Source organism: Salibacterium salarium, from assembly GCF_030813635.1.
In the GTDB taxonomy this organism is placed as follows: domain Bacteria; phylum Bacillota; class Bacilli; order Bacillales; family Marinococcaceae; genus Salibacterium; species Salibacterium salarium.
Map to the genome: position 1 here is coordinate 16,215 of NZ_JAUSUM010000006.1, position 25,504 is coordinate 41,718.

Genomic DNA, 25,504 nt, shown 5'->3' on the forward strand with positions numbered 1-25,504 from the left:
TCATGGGAAAAACGCTAATAGAGATTAAAGAATCGTTGGACGCTAACATTGGAAAGCAAGTAACGGTCGTTGCGAACGGTGGACGAAAAAAAACAATCGAACGATCCGGTTTGCTTGAAGAAACATATCCATCTGTTTTTATTGTGAAATTAGACAAGGACAAGCATTCTGTAGAACGTATGTCTTATAGTTATACCGATGTGCTCACCAAGACTATTCAGTTAACGATGCTTGGAGAAGAAGAACTGCAAGCGTAATAATAATGGAAAATTGTGTGTGAAACGGTGTAAATTAGCCTTCTTTTTTTTACAGTAGAAGGCTATATTTATGCCGTTTTTACTTATACTATACCTATGCCTGTGGTGTTATGTTTATTTTTTCTATTAAGGGGATGGATGCGATGAGCCGAAGACGCGGCATGATGTCTGATCAGTTAAAAGAAGAAATTGCAAGAGAATTAGGCTTCTATGATACCGTGCAAAGTGAGGGATGGGGCGGCATAAAATCCCGTGATGCGGGTAATATGGTGAAACAAGCCGTCCAAATGGCTGAAAAAAGCATGTCTGAAGATAAAAAATAATAAGCCGCAGGTATTGGTGCTCCGGGGATTCTATTTTCCGGAGCACCGTTTTGTATAAAAGCATGACAGACGCCCTCTCAGGAAATTACTGTACACACTTTGCTTTTTAAACTAAAATGTACAGAGGTAATAACGTGAATGGTGAACGCACTGTGGTTGATGCGTCAAAGAGAAGGAGAATGAAAGGTGAAACGATCCGTAAATGCCCCTGCAAAAATAAATTTGTCTTTAGATGTCCTAGGAAAAAGAGATGATGGATATCATGAAGTGAAAATGGTAATGACTCAGGTAGATTTATCTGACCGTTTGGATTTGCAACGAAGAGGAGATGGGCTGATAAAGGTAGAAATGTCAGAAGGTTTTTTGCCTGCTGACCAGCGTAATCTTGCGTATCAGGCTGCCGCTTTATTAAAACACCGTTTTTCTGTAACGTGGGGTGTTTCTATTTACATATATAAGAATATACCTGTAGCAGCTGGATTAGCCGGAGGAAGCAGTGATGCGGCAGCTGCGCTGAAAGGCTTGAATGATTTATGGGAATTGGGGCTTTCCATGGATGAGTTAGCAGTGTTAGGGGCAGAACTTGGTTCAGATGTTCCGTTTTGTGTTTATGGTGGAACTGCATTAGCGACAGGTAGAGGAGAGTTTATTGAACAGATTCCCTCTCCTCCGCCATGCTGGGTGATTTTAGCAAAACCCCCTGTTGGAGTGTCGACAGGAGATGTTTATAAAAAATTAAAAATCAATGAAAACCAAACGTCTCATTCCGATTTAATGGTAGAGGCGATTTATCACAACGACTACGCCCATATATGTCGTTCTCTCTATAATGCGCTCGAACAGGTGACGTTATCGATACATCCTGAGATAAGTCGTATAAAAGAAAGAATGAGGGATTCAGGGGCAGATGCGGCGATGATGAGCGGAAGCGGTCCGACTGTTTTTGGGTTAATAAAAAAAGAAGCGAAACTGAACCGTGTGTACAATGCCTTGCGGGGGTTTTGTGATCAAGTGTATGCCGTTCGTTTAATAAGCGAGAAGGAAGCTTGATAAAATCCGTATAAAGATGATATATTTCAATTATAATATTCGGTTTTTATGGAGGTTTTCATGAAGAAATTAAAACGGAGCGGCAGGCTCGTTGATATGACATACTATTTGTTGCAACACCCGCACCAACTTGTTTCACTTAGATATTTTTCAGAGAGGTATCAGTCTGCAAAGTCTTCTATCAGCGAGGACCTGACGATAGTGAAAGAAATTTTTGAATCACAAGGCTTTGGTTCCTTACTAACCATTGCAGGAGCAAGCGGTGGCGTGAAATATATTCCGACAGTAAATATAGAGGAAGGGACAGAGCTTGTTCACTCTTTATGTGAGATGCTTGAAGATAGTGAACGTTTGCTTCCTGGCGGCTACCTGTATATGATGGATATTCTCGGAAAGCCGCAGCTTATGAATGATATAGGCCGTCTGTTTGCAGCGGCATATGCTGATCAACATATAGATGCAGTGATGACAGTAGCTATGAAAGGGATTCCGTTAGCTTATGCGATCGGTTCTTATTTAGATGTACCTGTAAGTATTGTCCGCAGAGATCACCGTGTCACTGAAGGTTCGATGGTAAGTATTAATTATGTGTCGGGTTCAGCAAAGCGGATTCAGACGATGTCTTTAGCAAGAAGAAGTTTAAAAGAAGGCTCCAATGTACTTATTGTCGATGATTTTATGAAAGCCGGAGGCACTGCACGAGGTATGATGGACCTATTGGGGGAATTTAACGCTAATGTTGTCGGCATCGGCGTCTTAGTAGAAGCAGAAGATGTAGAAGAGCGTTTAGTTGATGATTACATATCAATAGCTCGTTTGGAAAAAGTAAATGAAAAAGAAAAACAAGTAAAGACTGTTCCAGGTAACTTTTTAGACAAATTAAAAGAGGTGAAAGCAGAATGAAAACAATATATACGCCAAATGCACCAGCTGCCATAGGCCCTTACTCTCAAGGAATAATTGTGAATAATATTTTTTACAGTTCCGGACAAATTCCTTTAACACCAGAAGGAGAAATGGTGGAAGGGGATGTTCGTGAACAAACGCACCAAGTGTTTCAAAATGTAAAAGCCATTTTAGCAGAAGCTGGTTCTTCACTAGAATCAGTTATTAAAGCAACGGTATTTATAAAGAATATGGATGAATTCCCTGTCATTAACGAAATATACGGCGAATACTTTGATGAACATCAACCGGCCCGGTCTTGCGTGGAAGTGGCAAAGTTACCGAAAAACGCTTTGGTAGAAATCGAGGTTATTGCTCTCGTAAAATAATTTCCGTTTTTCCGCCTATGATAGATAGGCGGTTTTTAATAGGAAATATGAAGATCCCTGATTAGCTGTGATGTATCCTGTAGAAAGCCTTTTTGTACAATAATTACTTAGAAAATGACTGTTGTCCTAATTAATTACAAAATTTTAAACTTTTTTTATTATTTTAGAAGGAAAAGCTATTCCTTTTGTTGAATAGTATGTCAGAAGTATTTTTAATTGGAAAAAGGTGGTGAAAGAATGCAGGTAACAGACGTAAGGCTTCGTCGGGTTAATACGGAAGGGCGTATGCGAGCCATTGCATCTATAACGATTGATGGTGAGTTTGTTGTCCACGATATTCGTGTGATTGATGGTAATAATGGTTTATTTGTAGCTATGCCTAGTAAACGTACACCTGATGGTGAGTTCAGAGACATCGCCCACCCAATCTCGTCACATACACGTGAGAAAATTCAATCGGCTGTTTTAGGTGAGTACAAACGTCAGGGCGAGTTTGATAAACCTGAATATGAAGAGGCTGGTGCTTCTTAATTTTAGCGAATGGATGAGTGCACAGTTTTTCTATGTTTATCGGCTATTATACTTATGTCATCAGGCGGTCTTTTATGTTATGCGACCGCCTGATTTTTGTGTCTTTTATAGGAGTATAATGGTATTCTAAGTATAAACATGTGAGAATATGTTGTCTTTCCTTGAAATAAAAAGGGTTTTAGGATATATTCGTAAGGGAAAAAACGGATAGTTGGAGGATGAGTAATGGACAATCGTTATGCGGTTATTTTAGCCGCTGGACAAGGAAAACGAATGAAATCCGACTTGTATAAAGTGCTTCACCCGGTTAATGGGAAGCCAATGGTCGAGCATGTCGTTGATCAAGTTACGGATGCAGGACTAACTGAAGTAGTAACTGTAGTAGGGCACGGTGCCGGTGCTGTTAAGGAGCATTTGGGTAATCGTGTTTCTTATGTGATACAAGAAGAACAACTAGGGACAGGTCATGCTGTTGTTCAAGCAAAAGATTTGTTAGAGGGGAAATCGGGTGTTACCGTCGTGCTTTGCGGGGATACACCACTTATCCGTGCTGAAACGATGCAGGCTCTTATGGACCATCATGAACAAACATCTGCAAAAGCAACTGTTTTGACAGCTCATGCAGAAGATCCCTCCGGCTATGGACGCGTAATTCGTGATGAGAAAGGCCGCGTTACACGAATTGTTGAACATAAAGACGCTGATAACGATGAGAAACAGGTCAAAGAGATAAATACGGGAACGTATTGCTTTGATAATGAGATGCTCTTTCAAGCTTTGACAGAAGTAGGAAATGATAATGCTCAAGGAGAGTATTACCTTCCGGATGTTATTGAAATCTTAAAAAGCCGTGGAGAAGTCTTGTCGGCATGGCAAACACCGGATTTTTCCGAAACGATTGGAGTGAATGATCGTGTCGCTTTATCTAAAGCTGAAAAAGCACTGAAGCAGCGTATTAATGAACATTGGATGAGAAATGGTGTGACCATTATTGATCCAGACCATACTTATATTTCTACCGATGCAGACATTGGATATGATACGGTATTATATCCTGGAACGATGTTAAGCGGATCTGTTAAGGTAGGAAACGGTTGTGAAATCGGGCCGTATACAGAAATAACGAACAGCCGGATAGGTAACAATACAGATATAACCCAATCTGTTGTTTCCCAAAGCGATATCGGGAATAATGTGAAGGCAGGTCCATATGCTCACATTCGTCCGCAATCGGATATCGCCGATGAGGTAAAAATAGGTAATTTTGTAGAAATAAAAAAATCTTCTTTCGGACGAGGGAGCAAAGCATCGCATCTTAGCTATGTTGGAGATGCGGACGTCGGAGAAAGAGTTAATTTTGGCTGCGGTTCTATAACTGTGAACTATGATGGGAAAAATAAATTCCTTACACAAATTGGGAATGATGTTTTCGTAGGCTGTAACGCAAACCTAGTCGCTCCGGTAAATGTCGAAGAAGGCGCTTATATTGCTGCAGGCTCAACCATTACAGAAGACGTTCCAAGCCACTCATTGTCTATTGCACGATCAAGACAGACAAATAAAGAAGATTACTTGAAAAAATAAGAATTATGCCGGTTTTATTAAAATTTTTAACGGAGGGAATATTTCATGCCAACCTATGACGATCCATATTTGAAGGTGTTCACCTTAAACTCTAACCCTGATCTCACACAAGAAGTGACGAACCAGATCGGAGTGGAAATAGGGAAAAGTTCAATTAAGCGATTTAAAGATGGAGAAATTCAAGTAAATATTGAAGAAAGCATCCGTGGTTGCGATGTCTTTCTCGTACAGTCTACATCGGAACCTGCTAATGAGCACTTAATGGAACTTCTTATTATGATCGACGCAATGAAAAGGGCGTCTGCTGCTACCATTAATGTTGTAATACCTTACTATGGATATGCTCGTCAAGATCGTAAAGCACGATCAAGAGAACCAATTACCGCAAAATTGGTCGCTAATCTTGTGGAAAAAGCAGGGGCGACTCGAGTGTTAAGTGTGGATTTGCATGCTACACAAATTCAAGGCTTTTTCGACATTCCGGTAGATCAGCTTCTTGGTGAACCTATATTATCAAAGCATTTTCAAGACAAAGGCATGGAAGATATTGTTATTGTTTCCCCGGATCACGGTGGTGTGGTTCGTGCTAGAAAAATGGCAGATCGCTTAAAAGCTCCGATTGCCATCATTGATAAACGACGTCCGGAGCCTAATGTGTCCGAAGTTATGAATATCATTGGGGATGTTGAAGGGAAAACAGCTATTATTGTCGATGATATTATAGATACGGCAGGAACAATGACATTAGCCGCTGATGCATTACTCGAAAAAGGAGCAAATGAGGTTTATGCTTGCAGCACCCACCCTGTGTTGTCCGGTCCGGCGATAGAGCGTATTGAGAACTCTAACATTAAAGAGTTGGCTGTCACAAACACAATCACGCTACCTGAAGAAAAAAATATCGACAAAATTACACAGTTATCTGTCGCTCCGTTGATTGCAGAAGCTATCATTCGTGTGCACGAGCAAACTTCCGTGAGTACATTGTTTGAGTAAAAATCGATAGTCTTGCTTTTTACAGTTATAAGTGGTATAATTCTCAATCAAGTGGGTTTAAAAATCGAAATGCCCTAACAAGACAATATAATGAGGTGAATCAACTATGGCTACAGTATTAGAAGCCAACACACGTACGGATCTTAGAAAATCTGTGTCTAATAAATTACGTACGGATGGATATGTTCCAGCTGTTCTTTACGGAAAAGACACGGAAAGTAAGCCTGTTTCCGTTCCTAATATTACTTTTATAAAGACAATCCGTGAAGTGGGACGTAACGGAATTATTGAGTTAGATGTAGAAGGAGAAAGTGAAAAGCACAAGGTTATCGTCCACGATATTCAAGTGGATCCAATTAAAGATTATCTTGTACACATAGACTTCTTTGAAGTAGACCTTAAATCTGAAATGGAAGCAGATGTTTCCGTTAACTTGCAAGGAGATGCTCCTGGTGAAAAAGAAGGCGGCATTTTATCTCCGCTTCTTTACAATGTTACTGTTCGTGCGCTACCAACAGACATTCCAGAAGAAATTGCGGTTGATATTTCTGAACTAGGTGTTGGAGATTCTGTTCAGATTGCAGATCTAGCATCCGGTAAAGGATTTGAGTTCGTCAACGAACCAGAGGAAACAGTTGTTACCGTTCTTCCTCCAGAACAAGAAAAAGAACCTGAAGAAGAGCAAGGACAAGAACCTGAACTTGTTGGAGCCGATGAGGAAGACGGAGAAAATAAGTCTGAGTAAATAATACAGAATGAAAGGTATAGCCGTCACGCGGTTATGCCTTTTTACTGTGCTGTCAGAGAAGTGAACGAGGAAAAGAGGGAGCGGAAGATGAAGCTAATCGCAGGCCTTGGGAATCCTGGACGTAAATACGAAAAGACCCGTCACAATGTAGGGTTTCAAGCTCTTGATACACTAGCTGAGAGTGTAGGGGCGTCTTGGAAAAAAGGGAAAAAGAGCATGACTGCCGAACTAACAGTAGATGGAGAAAAAATCTATTTAGTCAAGCCGCTCACTTATATGAATCTTTCTGGAGAGGCGCTGGCTCCAGTGATGAATTATTATAATATCCCTACGGAGAATCTCCTTGTTGTTTATGACGATCTTGATTTACCTCCCGGCTCTTTGCGTGTACGCTTAAAAGGAGGTCACGGGGGGCATAACGGATTAAAATCTATCTTTCAAGAGGTTGGGAGTAAGGATTTTAAACGAATCAGGATCGGAATTGGACACCCGGAACCTGGTGATACCGTCATCTCTCATGTGTTAGGGACGTTTTCTCCAGAGGAAAAGAAAGCCGTGCAAGAAACAATCGAACTGTCGGCTAAAGCGGCTGAAGTTTGGCTTACAAAACCATTCGTCGAAGTAATGAATGATTATAATAAGAAATAAGTATAGTGTCCTTTTTTTCAGCTTATACTAGAAGGGAAAAACAACCTTTTAGAAAAAAGGGGCTATGAAAAATGGCTATTTGTTATTATTGCAGGCATTGTGGAACTGCTGTAGGAACGTTAGAAGACGAAGAGCTGCTTGTATCTCCGCAACTTGGTTTCGATCAATTAACGGACGAGGAACAACAGCAGATTATTCATTACGGATCAGATGGTCACGTTCATGTGAGAGTGACATGCGATCATTGCGAAGAAGCATTGGAGCGTGATCCAGAGCTCCATGATCTTGATCGATGGATTCAATAACGCTGGTGAGAAGCTGGTTGATATTTTAATAAGGAAACTTCTTTCTAATGGTTTTAGAAATGGGCCTGGTCCTTCGTAAACGTAAGAGTATGAAGAAGACCGGCCTCTTTTTCTATTGCTGTTAAAAGCTGAAAAACAATACAATGAAACGAGTATCTTAAAATAAATCCATTCATAGTATTAACAATGCTCATGGCTCATAAATGGTCTTGCAGTGGAGAACCCAACGTAGTGGGGTGTAGGAATGAAGGAGGAACAAGAGGTATGAAGGGATTACAACAAGCCCTTGCTGAAAATGATCATGTGAAGGCAGTGTTAGATGGAGTAGAAAACGGGATGAAAGAACAGTTGGCAGCTGGATTAACTGGTTCAGCCCGCCCTTTTTTCATGTCATTAACAAAGTCAAAAGTCAATCATCCGCAACTTATTATTACTCATACGTTATACCAAGCCCAAAAGTTATATGAAGACATCGTTGATTTAGTAGAACATGACGTTTACTTATATCCTGTCAACGAGTTGATATCATCTGAAATAGCGACGGCTAGTCCAGAGATGAGAGCGCAACGCATTGAAGTGTTGAACAAGTTGATGGGTGATTTTAACGGAATAGTTATTGCCCCTATAGCAGGTGTGCGGAGACTGCTGCCACCGGTAGACTTGTGGAGGGACTCTCAATTTACGATACGCCAAGGTGAAGAGATTGATTTAGAAACTTTTATACCACATCTATTCTCTTTAGGCTATCAACGGGCTGACATGGTATCTGCACCTGGGGAATTCAGTGTAAGAGGCGGCATTATTGATGTTTATTCTTTAACGGAAGAAAACCCGGTTCGAATTGAACTATTTGATACGGAGATTGATTCTCTCCGCCATTTTCAAGCTGATGATCAACGTTCATTAGAGCAGCTGAAAGAAATAACCATTGGTCCGGCTCAAGAAACGATTCTGTACTCGGTTCATTTTGAGAAAGCTGCGGCACAACTCGAACAATCTTTGGCTGATACGCTTAGTAGAGTCAAGGATAATGAAGTGAAAGAAAAGCTCCAAGAACACTTAGGCTATGAAAAAGAACAATTGGCGGAGCAATCCCGTTTTCAAGGTCTTTATAAATATATGGAGTATTTTTATGAACAGCCAGTCACTCTCTTGTCATACTTTTCTGAAAATACAATTCTTTTCTTAGATGAAATTAGCAGAGTGCAGGAAATGGCGGAAAACCTTGATAAAGAAGAAGCGGAATGGGCGACGACCGTCTTAGAACAAGGAGAGATTCCAAGCGATCTTTCCTTATCGGTTCCTTTTGATAAACTATTTGCCGACAGTAATCATCCGCGAATCTATCTTTCTTTGTTTTTAAGAAACATTCCTTCTATCCAGCCGCAAAACATAGCCAATATACAATGTAAGGCGATGCAGCAATTTCATGGGCAAATGCATGTTTTGAAAAGTGAGATGAATCGTTGGCAACAAAATAATTACAACATTGTGTTCATTGCCGGAGATCAAGATCGAGCACAAAAGCTACAAAACGTCCTTTATGATTACGACATGGAAGCAGAAATAATTGATAGGGCCGGGCCTTTTACTCCTAAAAAACCAGCCATTATTCAAGGGCAATTAAATAGCGGCTTTGAGCTTCCCATGGAAAAAGTAGTCGTCATTACGGAGGAAGAAACGTTTACTAAAAAAGTGAACCGACCGCAGCGCCGGCAGAAACTGTCAAATGCGGAGCGAATTAAAAGTTATTCCGAGTTGAAGGTTGGGGATCTGGTCGTCCATGTAAACCATGGTATAGGAAAATACTTAGGTATTGAGACACTAGAAGTTAAGGGTGTACATCAAGATTATCTTAATATTTCTTATCGTGGTAATGATAAACTGTATGTCCCTGTTGAGCAGATTGATTTAGTCCAAAAATATGTTGGTTCTGAGGAGAAAGAGCCAAAGATTCATGCACTTGGCGGCAGTGAATGGAAAAAGGTTAAACGTCGGGTCGAATCCTCTGTTCAGGACATAGCCGAAGACCTAATTAAGCTATATTCTGAGCGTGAGGCATCTAAGGGACATGCTTTTGCGAACTATGAGGAAGAAGAGCAGGCATTTGCTGATACGTTCTCTTACCAGGAGACTGAAGATCAGTTAAAAGCTATTCGGGAAATTAAAGAAGATATGGAAAGAGAACGTCCGATGGACCGCCTTTTATGCGGAGATGTTGGCTATGGAAAAACAGAAGTAGCCATTCGAGCGGCATTTAAAGCAATTTTGGATGGAAAACAAGTGGCGCTGCTCGTTCCAACAACAATACTGGCGCAGCAGCATTTTGATACTTTAACGGAGCGCTTCGCCGACTATCCTATTAATATAGGGATGCTGAGTCGTTTTCGGACCCGCAAACAACAATCAGAAACAATCAAATCTTTAAAAACAGGCGGCTTGGATATTGTTGTTGGGACACATCGTATTTTATCTAAAGATATAACGTTTAAAGATTTAGGGTTATTAATCGTAGATGAAGAGCAGCGGTTCGGGGTGACTCACAAAGAAAAAATTAAACGCTTGAAAGCGAATATTGATGTGCTTACATTGACCGCAACGCCTATCCCTCGGACACTCCACATGTCAATGCTCGGGGTACGCGACTTATCTGTTATTGAGACGCCGCCCGAAAACCGTTTTCCAGTACAGACCTATGTTATGGATTACAATGCGTCCTTAGTAAAAGAAGCGGTAGAACGAGAATTAAGCAGAGGCGGACAGGTTTATCTTCTATACAACAGAGTAGATGACATCAGCCGCATGGCCGATCAAGTGTCGATGCTTGTTCCTGACGCAGAAGTTGCGTATGCACATGGACAAATGAATGAACAAGAATTGGAATCGGTCATGATTGATTTTCTAGAAGGTGATAAAAATGTACTCGTTACAACAACAATTATTGAAACGGGTGTCGATATTCCTAACGTAAACACATTAATAATATATAATGCCGATAAAATGGGGCTTTCTCAACTTTATCAAATTAGAGGTAGAGTGGGCCGTTCGAACAGAGTAGCGTATGCCTACTTTACGTATCAGCGTGACAAAATCCTGACGGAAATTGCAGAAAAACGACTACAGGCTATTAAAGAATTCACAGAGCTTGGTTCAGGTTTTAAGATAGCGATGCGGGACTTGTCTATACGCGGTACAGGTAATCTGCTGGGTGCGGAACAACATGGTTTCATTGAATCTGTCGGGTTTGATATGTACTCTGAAATGCTGAAAGAAGCGATTGAGGAACAAAAAGGGCAGACACCAAAGAGTCAAGAACGGGAAGTTGAAATTGATGTGAAAATGGATGCCTATATTCCAGGTAGTTACATTAGCGATTCAAAACAGAAGATTGAAATGTACAAACGTTTTAAAGGTTTGGAGACAATAGATGAACTTCAAGATTTGCAGGATGAAATGATAGACCGTTTTGGCGAATATCCTCAAGAAACGGCCGATTTGTTTGCGTTGTCCAAAGTGAAATTGTCAGCGAAAAAGAATGGTGTAGAGTCTATTGTTCAAGAAGGGACGAAAACAACCGTACTTTTGACAGAGGATATGAGTCAGGCCATTGATGGATCGAAACTTTTTGAAGTAGTTAATGAATTTGGAAGAGAAGTCGGTATTGGTGCCAGTTCCCAAAGTATTAAAATTGCGATCCACCAAAACAAGATGACGAGTCGTCGATTCCTAGAGATACTAGAGACTCTTGTCCAAAAGCTACCGGAAACAGTCAAGGAAGCAGAAGAGACACCTTCATGATAAAGTTTCCTGAATGAAGGGATTTCTCCCATTTTTTCTAAATCTAATGAATAGTAATTTTCTGCCGGTGGATAATAAGCATTATACAGTATAGAGGCGGAGGTTCTTTATAGGCAGAGCCGTCCTTGTAAAGAACATGGAAGGATGCTTAAGGTCTTTATTTGTCTCTAATCATTTTATGAAAACATCTGCAGAAAGGGAGGCAGTTCCAATGATGAAAGCAACTGGTATTGTCCGTCGAATCGATGATTTAGGAAGAGTGGTTATCCCAAAAGAAATTCGTCGTACTTTACGTATCAGGGAAGGCGATCCGCTCGAAATTTTTGTTGATAGGGATGGAGAAGTGATTTTAAAGAAATATTCTCCTATCTCTGAGCTTGGAGATTTTGCAAAAGAATACGCGGAGGCTTTATATGACACGCTTCACCACCCGATATTAGTCGCCGATCGCGACACATATATTGCTGTTTCCGGCGGAGTAAAGAAAGATTACGCTAATAAGAGTATAGGAAGTCTTGTCGAAGAAGCTATTAATCAACGGCAAACCAAGGTTACATCAAGTAAAGGTGATTACAATCTCGTCAGTGACCATGAAGAAGCGATGAAAGGATATGCTGTTGCTCCTATTATTGCCAACGGTGATCCCATCGGAGCTGTGGTTATGATAGCGAAAGAAGATAAAGTGGACGAGGCCATTTCGGCTAAATTACTCGAAACAGCAGCTGGGTTTTTAGCACGACAAATGGAACAATAGTATCGTAGGAAAGCTGTCTGTGAAAGGGCAGCTTTTTTGTGTAAAAGGTTGGCGTTTTCGGAATCCCAGCTCCAGCGTCCAGTTGCCCTGCACGCATAGAAGAATCGCCGCCTGCCATCCCTTACGTCCGGTGGGAGCGGCGGTGTGCGTCGCAGAACCTGTCGCGGGCCTGCAGGACGCAGGTCAGTTCGATGTTACCACAGGACGTGGCGGCCTCCACTATCCAGGGCGCTTGCGTGTGGTCTCTTCTTTTGCTGTGATATACTGGGCTTTTGGAGAAAGGAAGATCCACATGGTCGGCTTATACATAAAAGATAAAAGGTTTTGGAAAGGAGCTTTTCTTGTTACCGGGGCTGCGTTTATTGGCAAGGTGTTAAGTGCGTTATACCGAGTTCCTTATCAAAACATGGCTGGAGACCAAGGGCTTTATGTTTATCAGCAAGTTTATCCTATTTACGGTGCGGCTATGGTTATTGCTATGTATGGGTTTCCGGTAGTAATATCTAAAATGGTAATGGAAAAGGAAAGTTACGATGGAATAAAGGCAGCAAAAGAAACAGCATTTGCCTGCTTTTTTACATTATTATTAATACATATCATACTGTTTGTACTCATGTTTTTCGGGGCGGAAAAGATAGCAGTATTAATGGGGGATCATCGGTTACATACCCCGCTTCGCTCGATTTCTTTTGTGTTATTAACGATTCCGTTTTTTTCTGCGATAAGAGGGTATTACCAAGGGAGAGAACAAATGAGTCCCACCGCGGCATCACATTTGATCGAACAAACGGTACGTGTCAGTGCTATTTTATTATTTACCGGATTGGTTGTTTACGCAGGGAACGGAGCGTATGAAGCGGGGAATGCAGCGGCATCGGGGTCTATCCTTGGTAGTGCATGCGGTGTTATTTTTCTCGTATCGGTTTGTTTGTACAAAAAGAATGAAAACCGCCAGCCTGTTCACGGGAAAACCATCTTAAAACAAATGAAGATGAACTATTCTATGTTAAGTCGCGGCGTTCTCGTTTCGTGTGGAGCTATGATATTTATTTTGTATCAATTGGTAGATGCTTTTACGGTAATGCGCCTTTTAACGACTAGTGGTATTGAATCGGATACATCGAAAAATTTAAAGGGTATCTTCGATCGGGGCCAACCTCTATTACAATTTGGAACGGTTTTGGCAACTTCCTTTGCTATGGCAATGGTGCCATTTCTTCGTCGTGAGGAATTAACCGGGGATAAAGAATTATCACGTTATTATGCGACACTAGCTTTTCGAATGAGCCTGCTGTTGGGCGCAGCAGCAGCGGTTGGTCTCATCATTATCGCAGAACCGGTCAATATTATGCTGTTTAAAAATGCAAAGGGCACTGGGGTTATGCAAATACTTGCCGGAACATTAGCTGTAAGCGGTTTGGTTATGACAACTTCTGCCGTTATGCAAGGGCATAATCAGTTTGCTTTGCCTGCTGTTTTTCTTATTACCGGGTTAGTAACCAAGGTAACAGGGAATCTCGTATTGGTTCCTCTTTTTGATGTGAAAGGAGCAGCGGCAGCTACAGTCATCGGGATGTCAGTCACCGCTGTTTGTAATGTTAATTATATTTTACATCGACGTTATATTTTGGCCCCTTCCTTCTTATGGTTGAGAAAAGCAATTGTATCGTTATTGGGCATGGGGACTGTGATCGTTGTGTTAAAATATATTTGTGCTTCTTTTTTTACTATGAATAGAATAAACGCAGTCTGGTCCGCTTTACTGATGGCTGTAATCGGCGCCTTTTTATTCGTATGGTTGATCATGAAATTGGCCCTTTTTACGAAAGAGGAACGTGCGATAATACCCGGAATGACTAAGTGGGAGAGCTTGTTTGAACGAAAGGAGAAAAAAAGTGAAAACGGAAAATAAACAAAACAGTCAACTGCCGCGTGTAAATATAGCAGGTCTTGGTGCTGGGGAATTATCTCAACTTCCTCTTGGCATTTATAGAAAATTGTTAAAGGCTGAGCATTTGTATCTTCGCACTGCAGAGCACCCAGTCGTTCAAGAGCTCGAACAAGAAGGTCTCCGCTTTTATAGTTTTGATCATATATATGAAAATCAACCGCAGTTTGATCTTGTTTATGAACATATTATAGAGGAATTGATAGGAGCGGCGTGGAAATATAATACAATTCACTATGTCGTTCCCGGACACCCTTTAACTGCTGAATCTACGGTGCAGATGCTTTTACAAAAGGAAAAAGAAGGGCGTCTCGAGGTGAATATTTTAGGGGGACAAAGCTTTCTGGATCCTATGTTCACGGCGCTGAAAATAGACCCTAACGATGGGTTTCAACTGCTCGATGCTACAGCGTTTGCTGCAAGGGATGTACAGATGACCCAACACGTGATTATCAGCCAAGTGTATGATGCGATGATGGCCTCTGAAGTTAAATTGACATTAATGGAAAAGTATCCGGATGAGTATGAAGTGATGCTAGTAACTGCTGCTGGCACAACGTCTGAGAATATTCAGAAGCTGCCTTTATATAAAATCGACGGCCAAATGAAAGTAGATAATCTTACAGCTTTATATGTTCCCCCTGTTACGAACGAAGAATTGCTTCATCATGAATTTACGACATTACGGCAGGTGATTGCTCAATTGCGGGCTCCGGATGGATGTCCATGGGATAAAAAACAGACCCATCAGTCTTTAAAAAGATATTTAATAGAAGAGTCCTATGAAGTGCTCGATGCAATCGATCAGGAAGATGATGAACATTTGCAAGAAGAATTAGGCGATGTTCTGCTTCAAGTATTGCTTCATGCTCAAATTGGAGAAGAAGAGGGATTTTTCACCATGGACGATGTCATTGAAACATTGACTACAAAAATGATTCGCCGGCATCCGCACGTATTTGGCGAAGCCATTGCTGAAACAGAAGATCAAGTAAATGAAAATTGGGAAACGATTAAAAAAGCAGAAAAAAATGAGGATTCTTTATTAGCCGATATTCCGGCGTCGATGCCGGCGCTGATGCAAGCGTATGAATTGCAAAAGAAAGCAGCGAAGGTAGGGTTTGATTGGGGAGATGACGCCCCGATGTGGAAAAAACTTCAGGAAGAGACGGCGGAATGGCTGTACGAAGTGAAACACGGAACGCAGGAAGCAATGAAAAAAGAGTTTGGAGACTTACTATTTGTCGTTGTAAATCTTGGACGTTTCTATAAGCTGCACCCAGAAGAATCGTTACATATGACCAATAGGAAATTCTTTGAACGTTTTTCCTATATTGAAGAGGCATTAGACAAACAGAATCGCACACCAGAACAAACGACGCTTGAAGAAATGGACGTATTATGGGAAAAAGCGAAAACGCATTTGAAAGGGGAAAATGACGAATGAGAATTGATAAATTTTTAAAAGTATCGAGACTTATTAAACGTAGAACATTAGCTAAGGAAGTAGCGTCTCAAGGCAGAATCACAGTGAATGGAAACAAAGCAAAGGCTGGTACGGAAGTGAGTCCGGGAGATGAGATTGCGATTAAATTCGGTTCGAAATTGGTGACGGTGCAAGTGGATGAAATTAATGACACGACCAAAAAAGAGGCCTCTGATTCGATGTATACTGTCCTAAAAGAAGAACCTCTTTCTTAAAAGCTAGGTTATGTTTAGCGCAAACGCTTAGCCGTCTTTCGCTTTGCTTAAAAAAATCCAGTTGTTTTACTACTAACTTCTGTTGATAGGACATAGATATAGAATACAAGCTACTTACTAAAGGAGTGTCGTCTATGTCTTTCAACGAAGAACCAATGATGCAGCGTCCACAATCCCATCATGAAGTTGTCATGAAAGGCCGAAAAAATCTTGAAATAACAGGCGTGAAAGAAGTAGAAAGTTTCGATAATGAGGAATTTCTGTTGGAAACTTCTATGGGGTTTCTATCTGTTCGGGGCCATGAACTGCACATAAAAAATCTTGATGTAAATGATGGGATTATTTCAATAGAAGGTAAGGTGGACGATCTCGTCTATGTAGACCAAACGCAAGGGAAAACAAAAGGCTTTATGGGGAAGTTATTTAAGTGAGCTTGACGGTTCAGTTTCAAACGCTGGCAACGATGGTTATGATGGGACTAGTCGTAGGGCTAAATTTAGATTTTTATCAACGTTTGACGGTCCAGGCTATTCGAAAATTATGGTCTAGGGCTGTAAGTGATATTTTGTTTTGGATTGTACAAGCTCTCCTTGTTTTCTATGTACTGTTACGGACAAACGAAGGAGAGCTGCGATTTTATATATTCTTTGCTTTGTTGGCGGGATTCCTTTTCTATCGTAAATTTGGAAGGACATCTTTTTTAAGTGTATTAGAACGTGGGTTTAATCTTGTTAGCTGGTGTAGAAGGTTAATTATAGCCGTTGTACAAGTCGTATTGGTGGATCCGTTGAAATTCATATTGAAACTATTGACGTCCTCCGTTATGATAGGATTAAGGCTAATTATAAATATTCTGTCCATTTTGCTTAGATTTCTTTTATTTCCTTTAACATGGATAGGTTCTATGATGAAGCCTTTGGTAAGCAGATTGCTTCCTTCACCTATCATTACTTTTACGAAAAAAGTTTATAACAATATAAATCGAAAGCTAAAAAAGTTGTGGCATTTCAAATAAATGAATAGGAGGGATGTTTAGTGGTATCAGGAAAGAAAAAGGTCACTCAAATAAACCAGTCTTATGCCCAAGAACAAGAAAGAAAACAAGAATGGGAAAAAACAGCGTCAGGTAAGTATCGACGCGGCCTAGTGCGGCGTCTTACTGCTTTAGGTATAGTTGGAGCCGCGTTAGCAGTTGTTTTCACGATTATATTAACGTCCCAATGGTCGTCGCTTGAAGCAAAAAAAACAGAGCGTTCCCAACTAGAAACAAAAATGGAAGAACTTGAAACGGAAGAAGCGAACTTAAAACAAGATATTGAAAACTACAACGATTTAGATTACATAGCAGAGGTAGCAAGAAGAGATTATTATTTAACAAAACCAGGCGAAACCCTTTATAAAATACCAGATGATTCAACTGTTGAAGCGGATTGACACTTTTTTTATGAGTCGAGTATAATAATAATGATTTTAATCATGTTAAAATCAAGCTTGTTAATGAAAGAATACAAGGAGGAGCATTTTTTAAATGTCAATAGAAGCAGGCAGCAAGTTACAAGGAAAAGTGACGGGTATCACCAAGTTTGGAGCGTTTGTTGAGCTGCCGGGCGGTAAAACAGGTCTAGTCCATATTAGTGAAGTTGCAGACAAGTATGTGGAGGACATTAATGAATTTGTGAGTGTCGGGGATGAGGTTACTGTAAAAGTAATGAAAGTCGAAGACGATGGTAAAATAGGTCTTTCCATTCGCAAAGCTGTCGACCGTCCGAAAGAGGACCGACCGAAAAATGATCGACCAAAAGGGGATCGTCGTGGTGGTTCAGGCAATAAAGGACAACGCTCTCTATCTTTTGAAGAAAAGATGAGCCAGTTCATGAAAGACAGTGAAGAGCGTCTTTCTTCTCTTAGGAAACAAACGGATTCAAAGCGCGGTGGTGGTTCCAGAAAATAAGCTTGCTGTTCATTTGACTGTATAGATGATAGACCGAAGACTGTCCGGAGGGCATTACCGTTTTGCCGGTATACTCCAAGAGGCAGTCTTCAGTTATGAATAGCCACAAAAAATAATGAGTAACGGTTGACGGCACAAGTTTGTCATTATATAATCGTTCATGTTGCTTCATTACGGCGGTGTAGCTCAGCTGGCTAGAGCGTACGGTTCATACCCGTGAGGTCGGGGGTTCGATTCCCTCCGCCGCTACCATACATAGTATAAACAGAGAGACTTGTATTTCCAAAAGTGGAAAGCAAGTCTCTTTTTTTATAAGTTCAGAAAGAAATTGCTATGGATAGTCTGTTCTTTTTTAAAAAACAGGACGGGTTTTGTGCAATTCTTCGAATCTCTGTTTTTTTGTTTCAATTGGTGTGTGATTTTGATGTCTAGCTTCAAGTTTCTCCTTTGTTTGCTGTAACTTCTTGTTTTATTTTGCTCGTCCATGCTTTTAATAATATGGAAAACACTCTTAACCCCTGTCTTAGAAGGGATAGGAAAACGTCGAAGGATTTTTTTCTGTTGTTTGCTATTTTGACAAACATTGAATAAATGAATAGGTATAATAACGTTCATAAACTATGGAGCAAGGTGGTGAACGACATGCACCAAAGGGGTATTATTAAAAGAGTAGAAGAAGTTCAACCAATGTGGGGATTAGCTTGGAAAAAGTGGAAAGAAACAAAACAACGGTGGAAGAACAAAGTAGTAACAGGGATGGAAATGTTGTTCATCCAGTGGGGCGCGCTTATTTTCTTGACGGGCTTATTGTTAGGACGAGCTGTGTTGTTGGCAGAATTATTTCCATTTGCGATTCCGTTTTTTGCTGCGGTGTATGCTTGGAGGAAAGAGAAGGCTGTCATTGGTGCAGCCGGAATTATGGTTGGGGCCTTTTCTGGAGCCTTATTTCATGTAGCTTTTGTAATAGCAGCGTTGACATTGTTTATTATTATGTATGAATGGATTGCTCGTTTTGGCTGGAAAACAAATTGGACGCTTCCGATTACCGTATTTTTAGCTACTATAGGTGCGAGGACAGGTACAACCTGGCTCGAAGACGGTATGGTTTCTTCCTATTCTTTTGTTATGGGGGGAGTGGAGGCTGGATTAAGTTTTATGTTGACTATGATTTTTTTGCAAAGTCTGCCTCTGCTCATTACAAACAAACGAAAACAACCATTAAAACATGAAGAAATTATATGTTTCATCATTTTGTTAGCTTCCATTATGACAGGAGCTATAGGCTGGGTCATTTATGGGATGGCTGCTGAACACATGTTGGCGCGTTATTTGGTTTTACTGTTTGCTTATACAGGTGGTGCTGCAATTGGAGCATCCGTGGGTGTAATTGCGGGGTTAGTGCTAAGCCTAGCTTCCATTGCTAACTTGTATCAGATGAGTTTGCTGGCGTTTGCCGGACTATTAGGAGGTCTGCTGAAAGATGGGCGCAAGTTTGGTGTAAGTGTTGGTATGCTGCTAGGCACAGCTTTAATTGCCTTGTACGGCGATGGATTGAATGGTGCAACGTTAACCTTGGCGGAGTCTGCTGCAGCGATTGTTGTCTTTTTGTTTACTCCACGAATGATTACATCATTTATTGAAAAATATATTCCTGGAACACCGGAATATGCAAGAGAACAACAAAAACATATGAAAAAAATAAGAAACGTCACAGCTTCGAAGGTGGAACAGTTTTCTCACTTATTTCAAACGCTATCAAAAAGTTTTGGAACCAGTGCTTATATAGAGGAAACGGACAAAGTGGACAAACACAAAGATGAATTAATGAGTAAAATAACAGAAAAAACTTGCCAGACGTGTTTTCGAAAAGAAAGGTGCTGGGTCCATCAATTTCAAGACACATATGACGGAATGACAGACTTAATAGAAGAAATGGAAGATACCGGACGAATTAGCTCTAGGTCGAGGAGTTTGTGGAAGAAACACTGTCACTACGATAAAAAAGTAACAGATGTGATGGCGGATGTTTTGCATGAAAATGAATCACAAAAGGTTTTTACGAAACAAGTCCAAGAAAGCCGGCAGTTGGTGGCCGAACAGCTCCAAGGGGTTTCGGAAGTAATGGAAAACTTCGCAAAAGATATTCAGCGCGAAAAAGAGGCCCATCATACACAAGAAGAACAAATATATGATGCGTTGCATGAGGCGGGTCTTGATATTGGACATGTTGACATTTATAGACTGGACGAAGGTAATGTTGAAGTGGAAATGAGTGTTCCGAAACAAGCAGGAATGGAACAGGCTGAAAAAATCATTGCACCGATGCTTTCCGATATTTTAAAAGAACATATTATAGTGGACAAGGAAGATCCTTATGAAGAGATAGTCGAATATTCCAATTTCACCTTTGTGTCTGCTCGAACGTTTACCGTTGATCTTGGTACGGCCTCCGTTGCAAAAGGCGGAGGATGGGTGTCTGGTGACAGCCATGCGGCAATGGACGTTGGTGCTGGGAAATACGTGATGGCCATTAGCGATGGTATGGGAAGTGGACAAAAGGCTCATCAAGAAAGTAGTTCGGCATTGCAAATTCTGCAAACGATTTTGGCATCTGGTCTTGATGAAACAACCGCCATTCGTTCGATTAATTCGATATTAAGTCTTCGTTCGAATGAAGAAATGTTTTCAACGTTAGACCTTTTCATGGTTGATTTACAAAAAGCAACGGGTCGATTTATTAAAATAGGCTCTATTCCAAGTTTCATAAAAAGGGATGAAAAAGTGAAACAGATAGAAGCAGGCAATCTGCCTATTGGAATGATGGAACATGCCGAATTAGATGTAGTAACCGAGCAAATGAAAGATGGGGATATGCTGGTTATGATGAGTGACGGGATATTGGAAATGGCCGCCCCGATTGAAAACACAGAAATATGGATGAGACGAGTTATTTCCCAATTGGAAACCGAAGACCCTCAAGAATTGGCTGATATGTTATTAGAACGGGTCATACGAGTATCGCATGGGCAAATTAATGATGATATGACAATTATGACTGCAAAAATTAAACGAAATATTCCGAAATGGGCAGCTATCCCTGTTTATCATTCAGTGCCTCTAATACGAAAAAAGGCGTAATAGGAAGGTTCTCCCTATAGGTATATATTTTTTCATGAACGTCAAAAATGAAAATAATACCAATAGTGAAGGGGAATAAAACATGAATGCTGGAAAAATAAAGCAGATTTTATTGTTGACAGATGGGTGTTCGAATCAAGGAGAAGACCCGGCTGCTGTTGCAGCGTTTGCGAACGAAAAAGGGATAACTGTAAATGTTATTGGAATTCTAGAACATGAGTCGAACCGAGGGAAAGGTATGAAAGAGGTTGAAAATATTGCAGCATCGGGCGGAGGTGTTAGTCAACTCGTTTATGCAAGTCAATTGTCACAAACGGTTCAGATGGTGACAAAACAAGCAATGACTCAAACACTTCAAGGGGTTGTGCACGGTGAATTGCGTCAAATTCTTGGCGAAGAACGAGAAATGGAGGATCTTCCGCCTGATAAACGAGGCGAAGTGATGGAAGTTGTGGATGACCTTGGCGAAACGGTTAACTTAGAAGTGCTGATTTTAGTAGATACGAGTGCAAGTATGAAACCGAAACTACCGATGGTGCAAGAAGCGTTATCTGATTTATCTATAAGCTTAAATTCAAGAACGGGAAACAATAATTTTGCATTGTTTTTATTTCCCGGGAAAAGAAAAGATACAGAAAAGGTGCTAGACTGGACGCCAAAAATCAATTCTTTAACGGACACCTTTCATCGTTTGACGACAGGAGGAGTAACTCCAACGGGCCCTGCGCTTAAATCTGCTCTCTATCATTTTGAAAAACGTCGTGGCAAAAGGAGTCTGATTGATGATGGAGAAGATGAATTTCCAATCGAAGAATCAGGCTTCTAAGTTATCAGCCGGAACTAAATGGGTTGGGAAATGGAACAAAAATCCTTATAGGATTATTCGGACATTGGGAAGCGGAGCAACGGGAGTTGTATATTTAGTAGAGACAAGATCAGGGCAGAGGGCTGTGAAAATTGGCGAAAATAAAATGTCATTAACGTCGGAGATTAACGTTTTAAAGCATTTTTCCAAGGTTCGGGGGAATGTCTTGGGTCCTTCTCTGTTAGATGTGGATGACATAGAGATAAGAGGAGAAATGTATCCTTTTTTTTGTATGGAATATTTAAAGGGAGAGCCATTATTGGATTTTGCAAAAAAAAGAGGAACGGAATGGGTGCCTGTCTTTATTGTCCAGCTCTTAGGCGACTTAGATCGGCTGCATCAGGAAGGATGGGTGTTTGGCGATTTAAAACCGGAAAACTTGATTATTACCGGACCGCCTTCAAGAGTGAGATGGTTTGATGTAGGAGGAACGACAAAACAGGGAAGAGCCATAAAAGAATATACAGAATTTTATGACAGAGGGTATTGGGGACTGGGAGACAGGAAAGCCGAACCCTCGTATGATTTGTTTTCGACAGCTATGATTTTTATTCAGACAGCTTATCCGCACCGTTTTAAAAAACCAGCAGATGCGGGGTCAGACAACTTAGAGTTATTGCGACGCTACATTAGTCATTCTCCTCCATTGCTACCGTATAAAAAAATACTAATACATGCATTAAAAGGAAAATACACAGATGCTCAATTAATGAAAAAAGAGCTTATGGAAGCCATTGACAATCGGACAGCTCCGAAAAAAACGGTTGAAAAACAATCCAGGTCTGTGCAGCCAAAGCGTCATCGAAAGAAGACGAAGAGTAAAAAATATAAAGAACCTCAATCATTTCGGACAGAATTAATTCTTACAGCCTCTTTTCTCTTTCTATCATCTGTTCTATACTTTATGGGACAATGGATGTAAAGAAAAAAAGAAGAGGTGAGCAAACAACAATGGGTAAAGCGGAACAAACCATGGCATTTTGTTTGCTCGGTGGTAAGCTGATGCTTCGTTATGGAGCGGAAACGTACAGAGTGGAAGACACGATGTATCGAATGGCAAAGGCCGCCGGCATGCGCAACATAAATAGCTTTGTAACACTTACAGGTATTTTTCTCGCATATCGTACGGACGAGGGTCAGGATTATATGCAAATGATACGCGTGCATGAGAGATATCAAGATTTGAGCAAAGTGACGTCGGTGAATCAAGTGTCGAGAGAGTTTTCACACGGTGAGTTAAGCATTGAAGAAGCGACAAATGAACTTACAGCTATTGAAAAAGCACCGATGAATTACCCGTTATGGCTCATATACTTAGCATCGGGTATTGGCGGTGCTGCTTTTTCCTATTTGATAGGCAAGAGTTTTCCAGATATATTCCCCGCATTTATTGGGGGATTAATGACAACCGTCACATTAGTTCTGTACCAAAAGTATCTAAAAGTGAAGTTTTTCTCGGAATTTTTGGCTGCTGTATCTGGTGGTTTGGTTGCGGTATTAATGTCTGTCACCGGACTAGCTTTAAATTTTGATCAAGTCATTATCGGTACACTTATTCCGCTTGTACCTGGTGTTCCTTTAACCAACTCTGTGAGAGATCTTATGTCAGGCGATCTAGTTGCGGGGGTAGCGCGCGGGGCAGAGGCCGGTGTGACGTCTCTTTCTATCGCGGCAGGCGTTGTTGTTTCCTTATCCTTTCTTTACTTTTAACGAAAAATATCAGGAGTGTGCATGATAATGTGGCTTGAGTTAATGTTCTGCTTTGTGGCGACTGTGGCATTTGGAATCATATTTAATATTCCGCTTCGTCTCGTATGGTGGGGTGGTCTGATAGGAATGGTAATCTGGTTGATTTATAGTTCGCTTCCTATGTACGGTTTAAGTCAGGTTTATTCTGCTGCCGTCGCTGCTTTTGTCGCTGCATTTACGTCACACTGGCTTGCTCGTTTTAAAAAGGTACCGGTCACAACCTTTACGATTCCGGGAATTATTCCGCTAGTTCCCGGAGGAAGAGCATATTCGAGCATGTTGGCGATTGTCGAGGAGAACTATTCAAATGGTCTCGCACTTGGAATAGAAACGTTACTTCAGGCAGGTGCAATTGCAGGAGGATTAGTATTTGCCCTTTCGATTTTCTCTATTGGAAAAGGGGTAGGCCAGCGTTATGAAACCAACCGTTGAGCAGTGGATAAAAGAAAAGAATTTAATAAATACAGGAGATCGGGTGTTAGTAGCTGCTTCAGGTGGACCTGATTCTATGGCTCTTCTTCATCTTTTGAAAGGATGGGAGAAAGCATGGGGGCTTCAAGTTATGGCAGCTCATGTGAATCATGGGCTGAGAACAGAAACAGCTGTAGAGGATGAAAGGTTTGTTCAACGTTGGTGTGAAGAAAAAGACATTCCTTTTTTCCGTACGTATGTAGCAGTTGAAAAAGAGATGACAGAACACGGTGGCAGTGTACAGGAACAAGCACGCCGGCTTCGATATAATTATTTGGCCGAACTAATGCAGGAGCAGGATATTCATGTGTTGGCAACGGGTCATCACGCAGATGATCAAATAGAAACCATATTAATGAAACAAGCTTCCGGTCGTGCTATCTTGGGTGATGTGGCAATGAGATCGATCCGGCGTTTTGAAAATCGTTTACTAGTTCGACCGTTACTTGCGGTCACAAAGGAAAATATTTTGGATTATTGTAAGGGACACGGGATTTCGTTTCAGCAAGATGAGAGCAACTTGTCTGATAAGTATACGAGGAATCGCTTTCGTCATAATATGCTGCCTTTTCTAAAGGAAGAGAATGCCCGTGTTCACGAGCATTTTCAACAGTATGCAGATTGGCTAACAGAGGAGCGAGACTATATAGAAAGTCAGGCTGAGAAGGAATGGGCAAGTCGAATCATAAAACAAAATGAAAATTCCGTGACGATTTCCACAAAAAGGATGGAAACGCTCCCTTTGCCTTTACAAAGACGAGGTATTCATCTAATATTAAAGTATATTTGTGTGAACCAAATTCCAGAGTTATCTGTGGTACATATTAATCAGTTTCTATATTTATTACATCAAAACCATCCCTCCGCCACACTGGATTGGCCGGGAAACATAAGTGTAACCCGATCCTATGATACGATAACGTTTGCTGTGAATAATATAGACATCGGTGCTAAAACGATTGAACCTGCCGTCTTGTCGATTCCTGGTCAAACATTTTTTGCAGGGACAGCTTTTTCCGCGCAATATCTTCAAGACGAAACGATATTGGAAGGAGAAGGGAAGGAACATGTACTTGTTTGTAGAAGAGACGATGTAACCTTTCCGTTAACGATTCGGCCAAGACTTCCAGGAGATAAAATTCAACCGTTGGGAATGAAAGGTAGCAAAAAAGTAAATCGTATCTTTATAGAGAAAAAAATCCCGATAGAACAAAGGTTGAATTGGCCGGTTGTAGTTGATGCTGTCGGAAACGTGCTTTGGGTGCCGTTATTAAAAAAGTCAATCTGGAGCAGTAGTGATTTGCAATCATCAGATAGTGTGCTGGTTGTTATGGAATGTACTGATTTCTCAGAGGACGAAAACGGTGTATGAAACATATTTAAGCCTAAATGATGAAATAACATATTGCTTCG

Annotated in this window: 26 protein-coding genes and 1 tRNA gene; all 27 read left to right on the forward strand. The window is 40.9% G+C overall.

The annotated features are described in order from the left end of the window. Window positions 1-2 precede the first annotated feature (2 nt). The 27 genes from J2S78_RS16805 to tilS all read left to right on the forward strand — a co-directional run bounded on the left by J2S78_RS16805 (window position 3) and on the right by tilS (window position 25,463). Window positions 3-257, forward strand: coding sequence for a Veg family protein (locus J2S78_RS16805; RefSeq protein ID WP_306900432.1), 255 nt, complete (start codon window positions 3-5; stop codon window positions 255-257). A 143-nt stretch (window positions 258-400) separates the two neighbouring features. After that, a complete protein-coding gene (locus J2S78_RS16810; RefSeq protein ID WP_306900433.1) occupies window positions 401-580 on the forward strand; it encodes a small, acid-soluble spore protein, alpha/beta type in 180 nt (59 codons plus the stop codon). Between the two features lie 186 nt (window positions 581-766). Then, window positions 767-1,630 (forward strand): 4-(cytidine 5'-diphospho)-2-C-methyl-D-erythritol kinase, encoded by an 864-nt coding sequence (ispE, locus tag J2S78_RS16815; protein WP_306900434.1) that lies wholly within the window; start codon window positions 767-769, stop codon window positions 1,628-1,630. A 60-nt stretch (window positions 1,631-1,690) separates the two neighbouring features. After that, a complete protein-coding gene (purR, locus tag J2S78_RS16820; RefSeq protein WP_306900435.1) occupies window positions 1,691-2,533 on the forward strand; it encodes a pur operon repressor in 843 nt (280 codons plus the stop codon). After that, entirely contained in the window at window positions 2,530-2,904 is a 375-nt protein-coding gene (locus J2S78_RS16825) for a RidA family protein (RefSeq protein ID WP_125561358.1), read from the forward strand. Before purR ends, J2S78_RS16825 begins: the two co-directional genes overlap by 4 nt. A 237-nt stretch (window positions 2,905-3,141) precedes the next feature. Beyond that, on the forward strand, window positions 3,142-3,435 hold the full coding sequence (gene spoVG / locus J2S78_RS16830; RefSeq protein WP_125561360.1) for a septation regulator SpoVG: 294 nt from the start codon (window positions 3,142-3,144) through the stop codon (window positions 3,433-3,435). Between the two features lie 225 nt (window positions 3,436-3,660). Continuing rightward, entirely contained in the window at window positions 3,661-5,019 is a 1,359-nt protein-coding gene (gene glmU, locus J2S78_RS16835; RefSeq protein WP_306900436.1) for a bifunctional UDP-N-acetylglucosamine diphosphorylase/glucosamine-1-phosphate N-acetyltransferase GlmU, read from the forward strand. 45 nt (window positions 5,020-5,064) lie between these two features. Then, complete coding sequence (locus tag J2S78_RS16840) at window positions 5,065-6,015, forward strand: ribose-phosphate diphosphokinase (protein ID WP_306900437.1); 951 nt, start codon at window positions 5,065-5,067, stop codon at window positions 6,013-6,015. Window positions 6,016-6,121: 106 nt separating this feature from the next. Then, window positions 6,122-6,760, forward strand: coding sequence for a 50S ribosomal protein L25/general stress protein Ctc (locus J2S78_RS16845; protein ID WP_306900439.1), 639 nt, complete (start codon window positions 6,122-6,124; stop codon window positions 6,758-6,760). Window positions 6,761-6,850: 90 nt separating this feature from the next. After that, window positions 6,851-7,411 (forward strand): aminoacyl-tRNA hydrolase, encoded by a 561-nt coding sequence (pth, locus tag J2S78_RS16850; protein ID WP_306900440.1) that lies wholly within the window; start codon window positions 6,851-6,853, stop codon window positions 7,409-7,411. Window positions 7,412-7,482: 71 nt separating this feature from the next. After that, entirely contained in the window at window positions 7,483-7,716 is a 234-nt protein-coding gene (gene fin, locus J2S78_RS16855) for an anti-sigma-F factor Fin (protein ID WP_125561370.1), read from the forward strand. Between the two features lie 264 nt (window positions 7,717-7,980). After that, window positions 7,981-11,514 carry a transcription-repair coupling factor gene (gene mfd, locus J2S78_RS16860; RefSeq protein WP_306900441.1) on the forward strand — a complete coding sequence of 1,178 codons (3,534 nt, stop codon included), beginning with the start codon at window positions 7,981-7,983 and terminating at the stop codon, window positions 11,512-11,514. Between the two features lie 214 nt (window positions 11,515-11,728). Then, on the forward strand, window positions 11,729-12,268 hold the full coding sequence (spoVT, locus tag J2S78_RS16865) for a stage V sporulation protein T (protein WP_306900478.1): 540 nt from the start codon (window positions 11,729-11,731) through the stop codon (window positions 12,266-12,268). A gap of 142 nt (window positions 12,269-12,410) precedes the next feature. Then, window positions 12,411-14,180: a putative polysaccharide biosynthesis protein gene (locus J2S78_RS16870; protein WP_306900443.1), complete on the forward strand. Its 1,770-nt coding sequence runs from the start codon at window positions 12,411-12,413 to the stop codon at window positions 14,178-14,180. Beyond that, on the forward strand, window positions 14,164-15,663 hold the full coding sequence (yabN, locus tag J2S78_RS16875) for a bifunctional methyltransferase/pyrophosphohydrolase YabN (RefSeq protein WP_306900445.1): 1,500 nt from the start codon (window positions 14,164-14,166) through the stop codon (window positions 15,661-15,663). Before J2S78_RS16870 ends, yabN begins: the two co-directional genes overlap by 17 nt. Next, window positions 15,660-15,917, forward strand: a complete 258-nt coding sequence (locus tag J2S78_RS16880) for an RNA-binding S4 domain-containing protein (RefSeq protein ID WP_306900447.1) — start codon at window positions 15,660-15,662, stop codon at window positions 15,915-15,917. The genes yabN and J2S78_RS16880 overlap by 4 nt, the downstream gene beginning before the upstream one ends. 134 nt (window positions 15,918-16,051) lie before the next feature. After that, entirely contained in the window at window positions 16,052-16,348 is a 297-nt protein-coding gene (yabP, locus tag J2S78_RS16885) for a sporulation protein YabP (protein WP_306900448.1), read from the forward strand. Next, window positions 16,345-16,932 (forward strand): spore cortex biosynthesis protein YabQ, encoded by a 588-nt coding sequence (yabQ, locus tag J2S78_RS16890; protein ID WP_306900449.1) that lies wholly within the window; start codon window positions 16,345-16,347, stop codon window positions 16,930-16,932. Before yabP ends, yabQ begins: the two co-directional genes overlap by 4 nt. A 20-nt stretch (window positions 16,933-16,952) precedes the next feature. Next, on the forward strand, window positions 16,953-17,351 hold the full coding sequence (locus J2S78_RS16895; RefSeq protein WP_306900451.1) for an FtsB family cell division protein: 399 nt from the start codon (window positions 16,953-16,955) through the stop codon (window positions 17,349-17,351). Window positions 17,352-17,445: 94 nt separating this feature from the next. Then, window positions 17,446-17,868: a S1 domain-containing RNA-binding protein gene (locus J2S78_RS16900; RefSeq protein ID WP_306900452.1), complete on the forward strand. Its 423-nt coding sequence runs from the start codon at window positions 17,446-17,448 to the stop codon at window positions 17,866-17,868. 175 nt (window positions 17,869-18,043) lie between these two features. Then, window positions 18,044-18,120, forward strand: a tRNA-Met gene (locus tag J2S78_RS16905). A gap of 390 nt (window positions 18,121-18,510) precedes the next feature. Then, the gene (gene spoIIE, locus J2S78_RS16910) at window positions 18,511-21,006 is read left to right on the forward strand and encodes a stage II sporulation protein E (protein WP_306900453.1); all 2,496 of its coding nucleotides are present in this window, start codon (window positions 18,511-18,513) and stop codon (window positions 21,004-21,006) included. 82 nt (window positions 21,007-21,088) lie between these two features. Continuing rightward, window positions 21,089-21,832 (forward strand): VWA domain-containing protein, encoded by a 744-nt coding sequence (locus tag J2S78_RS16915; protein WP_306900454.1) that lies wholly within the window; start codon window positions 21,089-21,091, stop codon window positions 21,830-21,832. Then, entirely contained in the window at window positions 21,789-22,793 is a 1,005-nt protein-coding gene (gene prkT / locus J2S78_RS16920) for a serine/threonine protein kinase PrkT (protein WP_306900455.1), read from the forward strand. Before J2S78_RS16915 ends, prkT begins: the two co-directional genes overlap by 44 nt. Window positions 22,794-22,822: 29 nt before the next feature. Then, window positions 22,823-23,581 carry a threonine/serine exporter family protein gene (locus tag J2S78_RS16925; protein WP_306900456.1) on the forward strand — a complete coding sequence of 253 codons (759 nt, stop codon included), beginning with the start codon at window positions 22,823-22,825 and terminating at the stop codon, window positions 23,579-23,581. Window positions 23,582-23,608: 27 nt separating this feature from the next. Next, complete coding sequence (locus J2S78_RS16930; protein WP_306900457.1) at window positions 23,609-24,052, forward strand: threonine/serine exporter family protein; 444 nt, start codon at window positions 23,609-23,611, stop codon at window positions 24,050-24,052. Then, entirely contained in the window at window positions 24,036-25,463 is a 1,428-nt protein-coding gene (gene tilS / locus J2S78_RS16935; RefSeq protein ID WP_306900458.1) for a tRNA lysidine(34) synthetase TilS, read from the forward strand. The genes J2S78_RS16930 and tilS overlap by 17 nt, the downstream gene beginning before the upstream one ends. Window positions 25,464-25,504 lie beyond the last annotated feature (41 nt).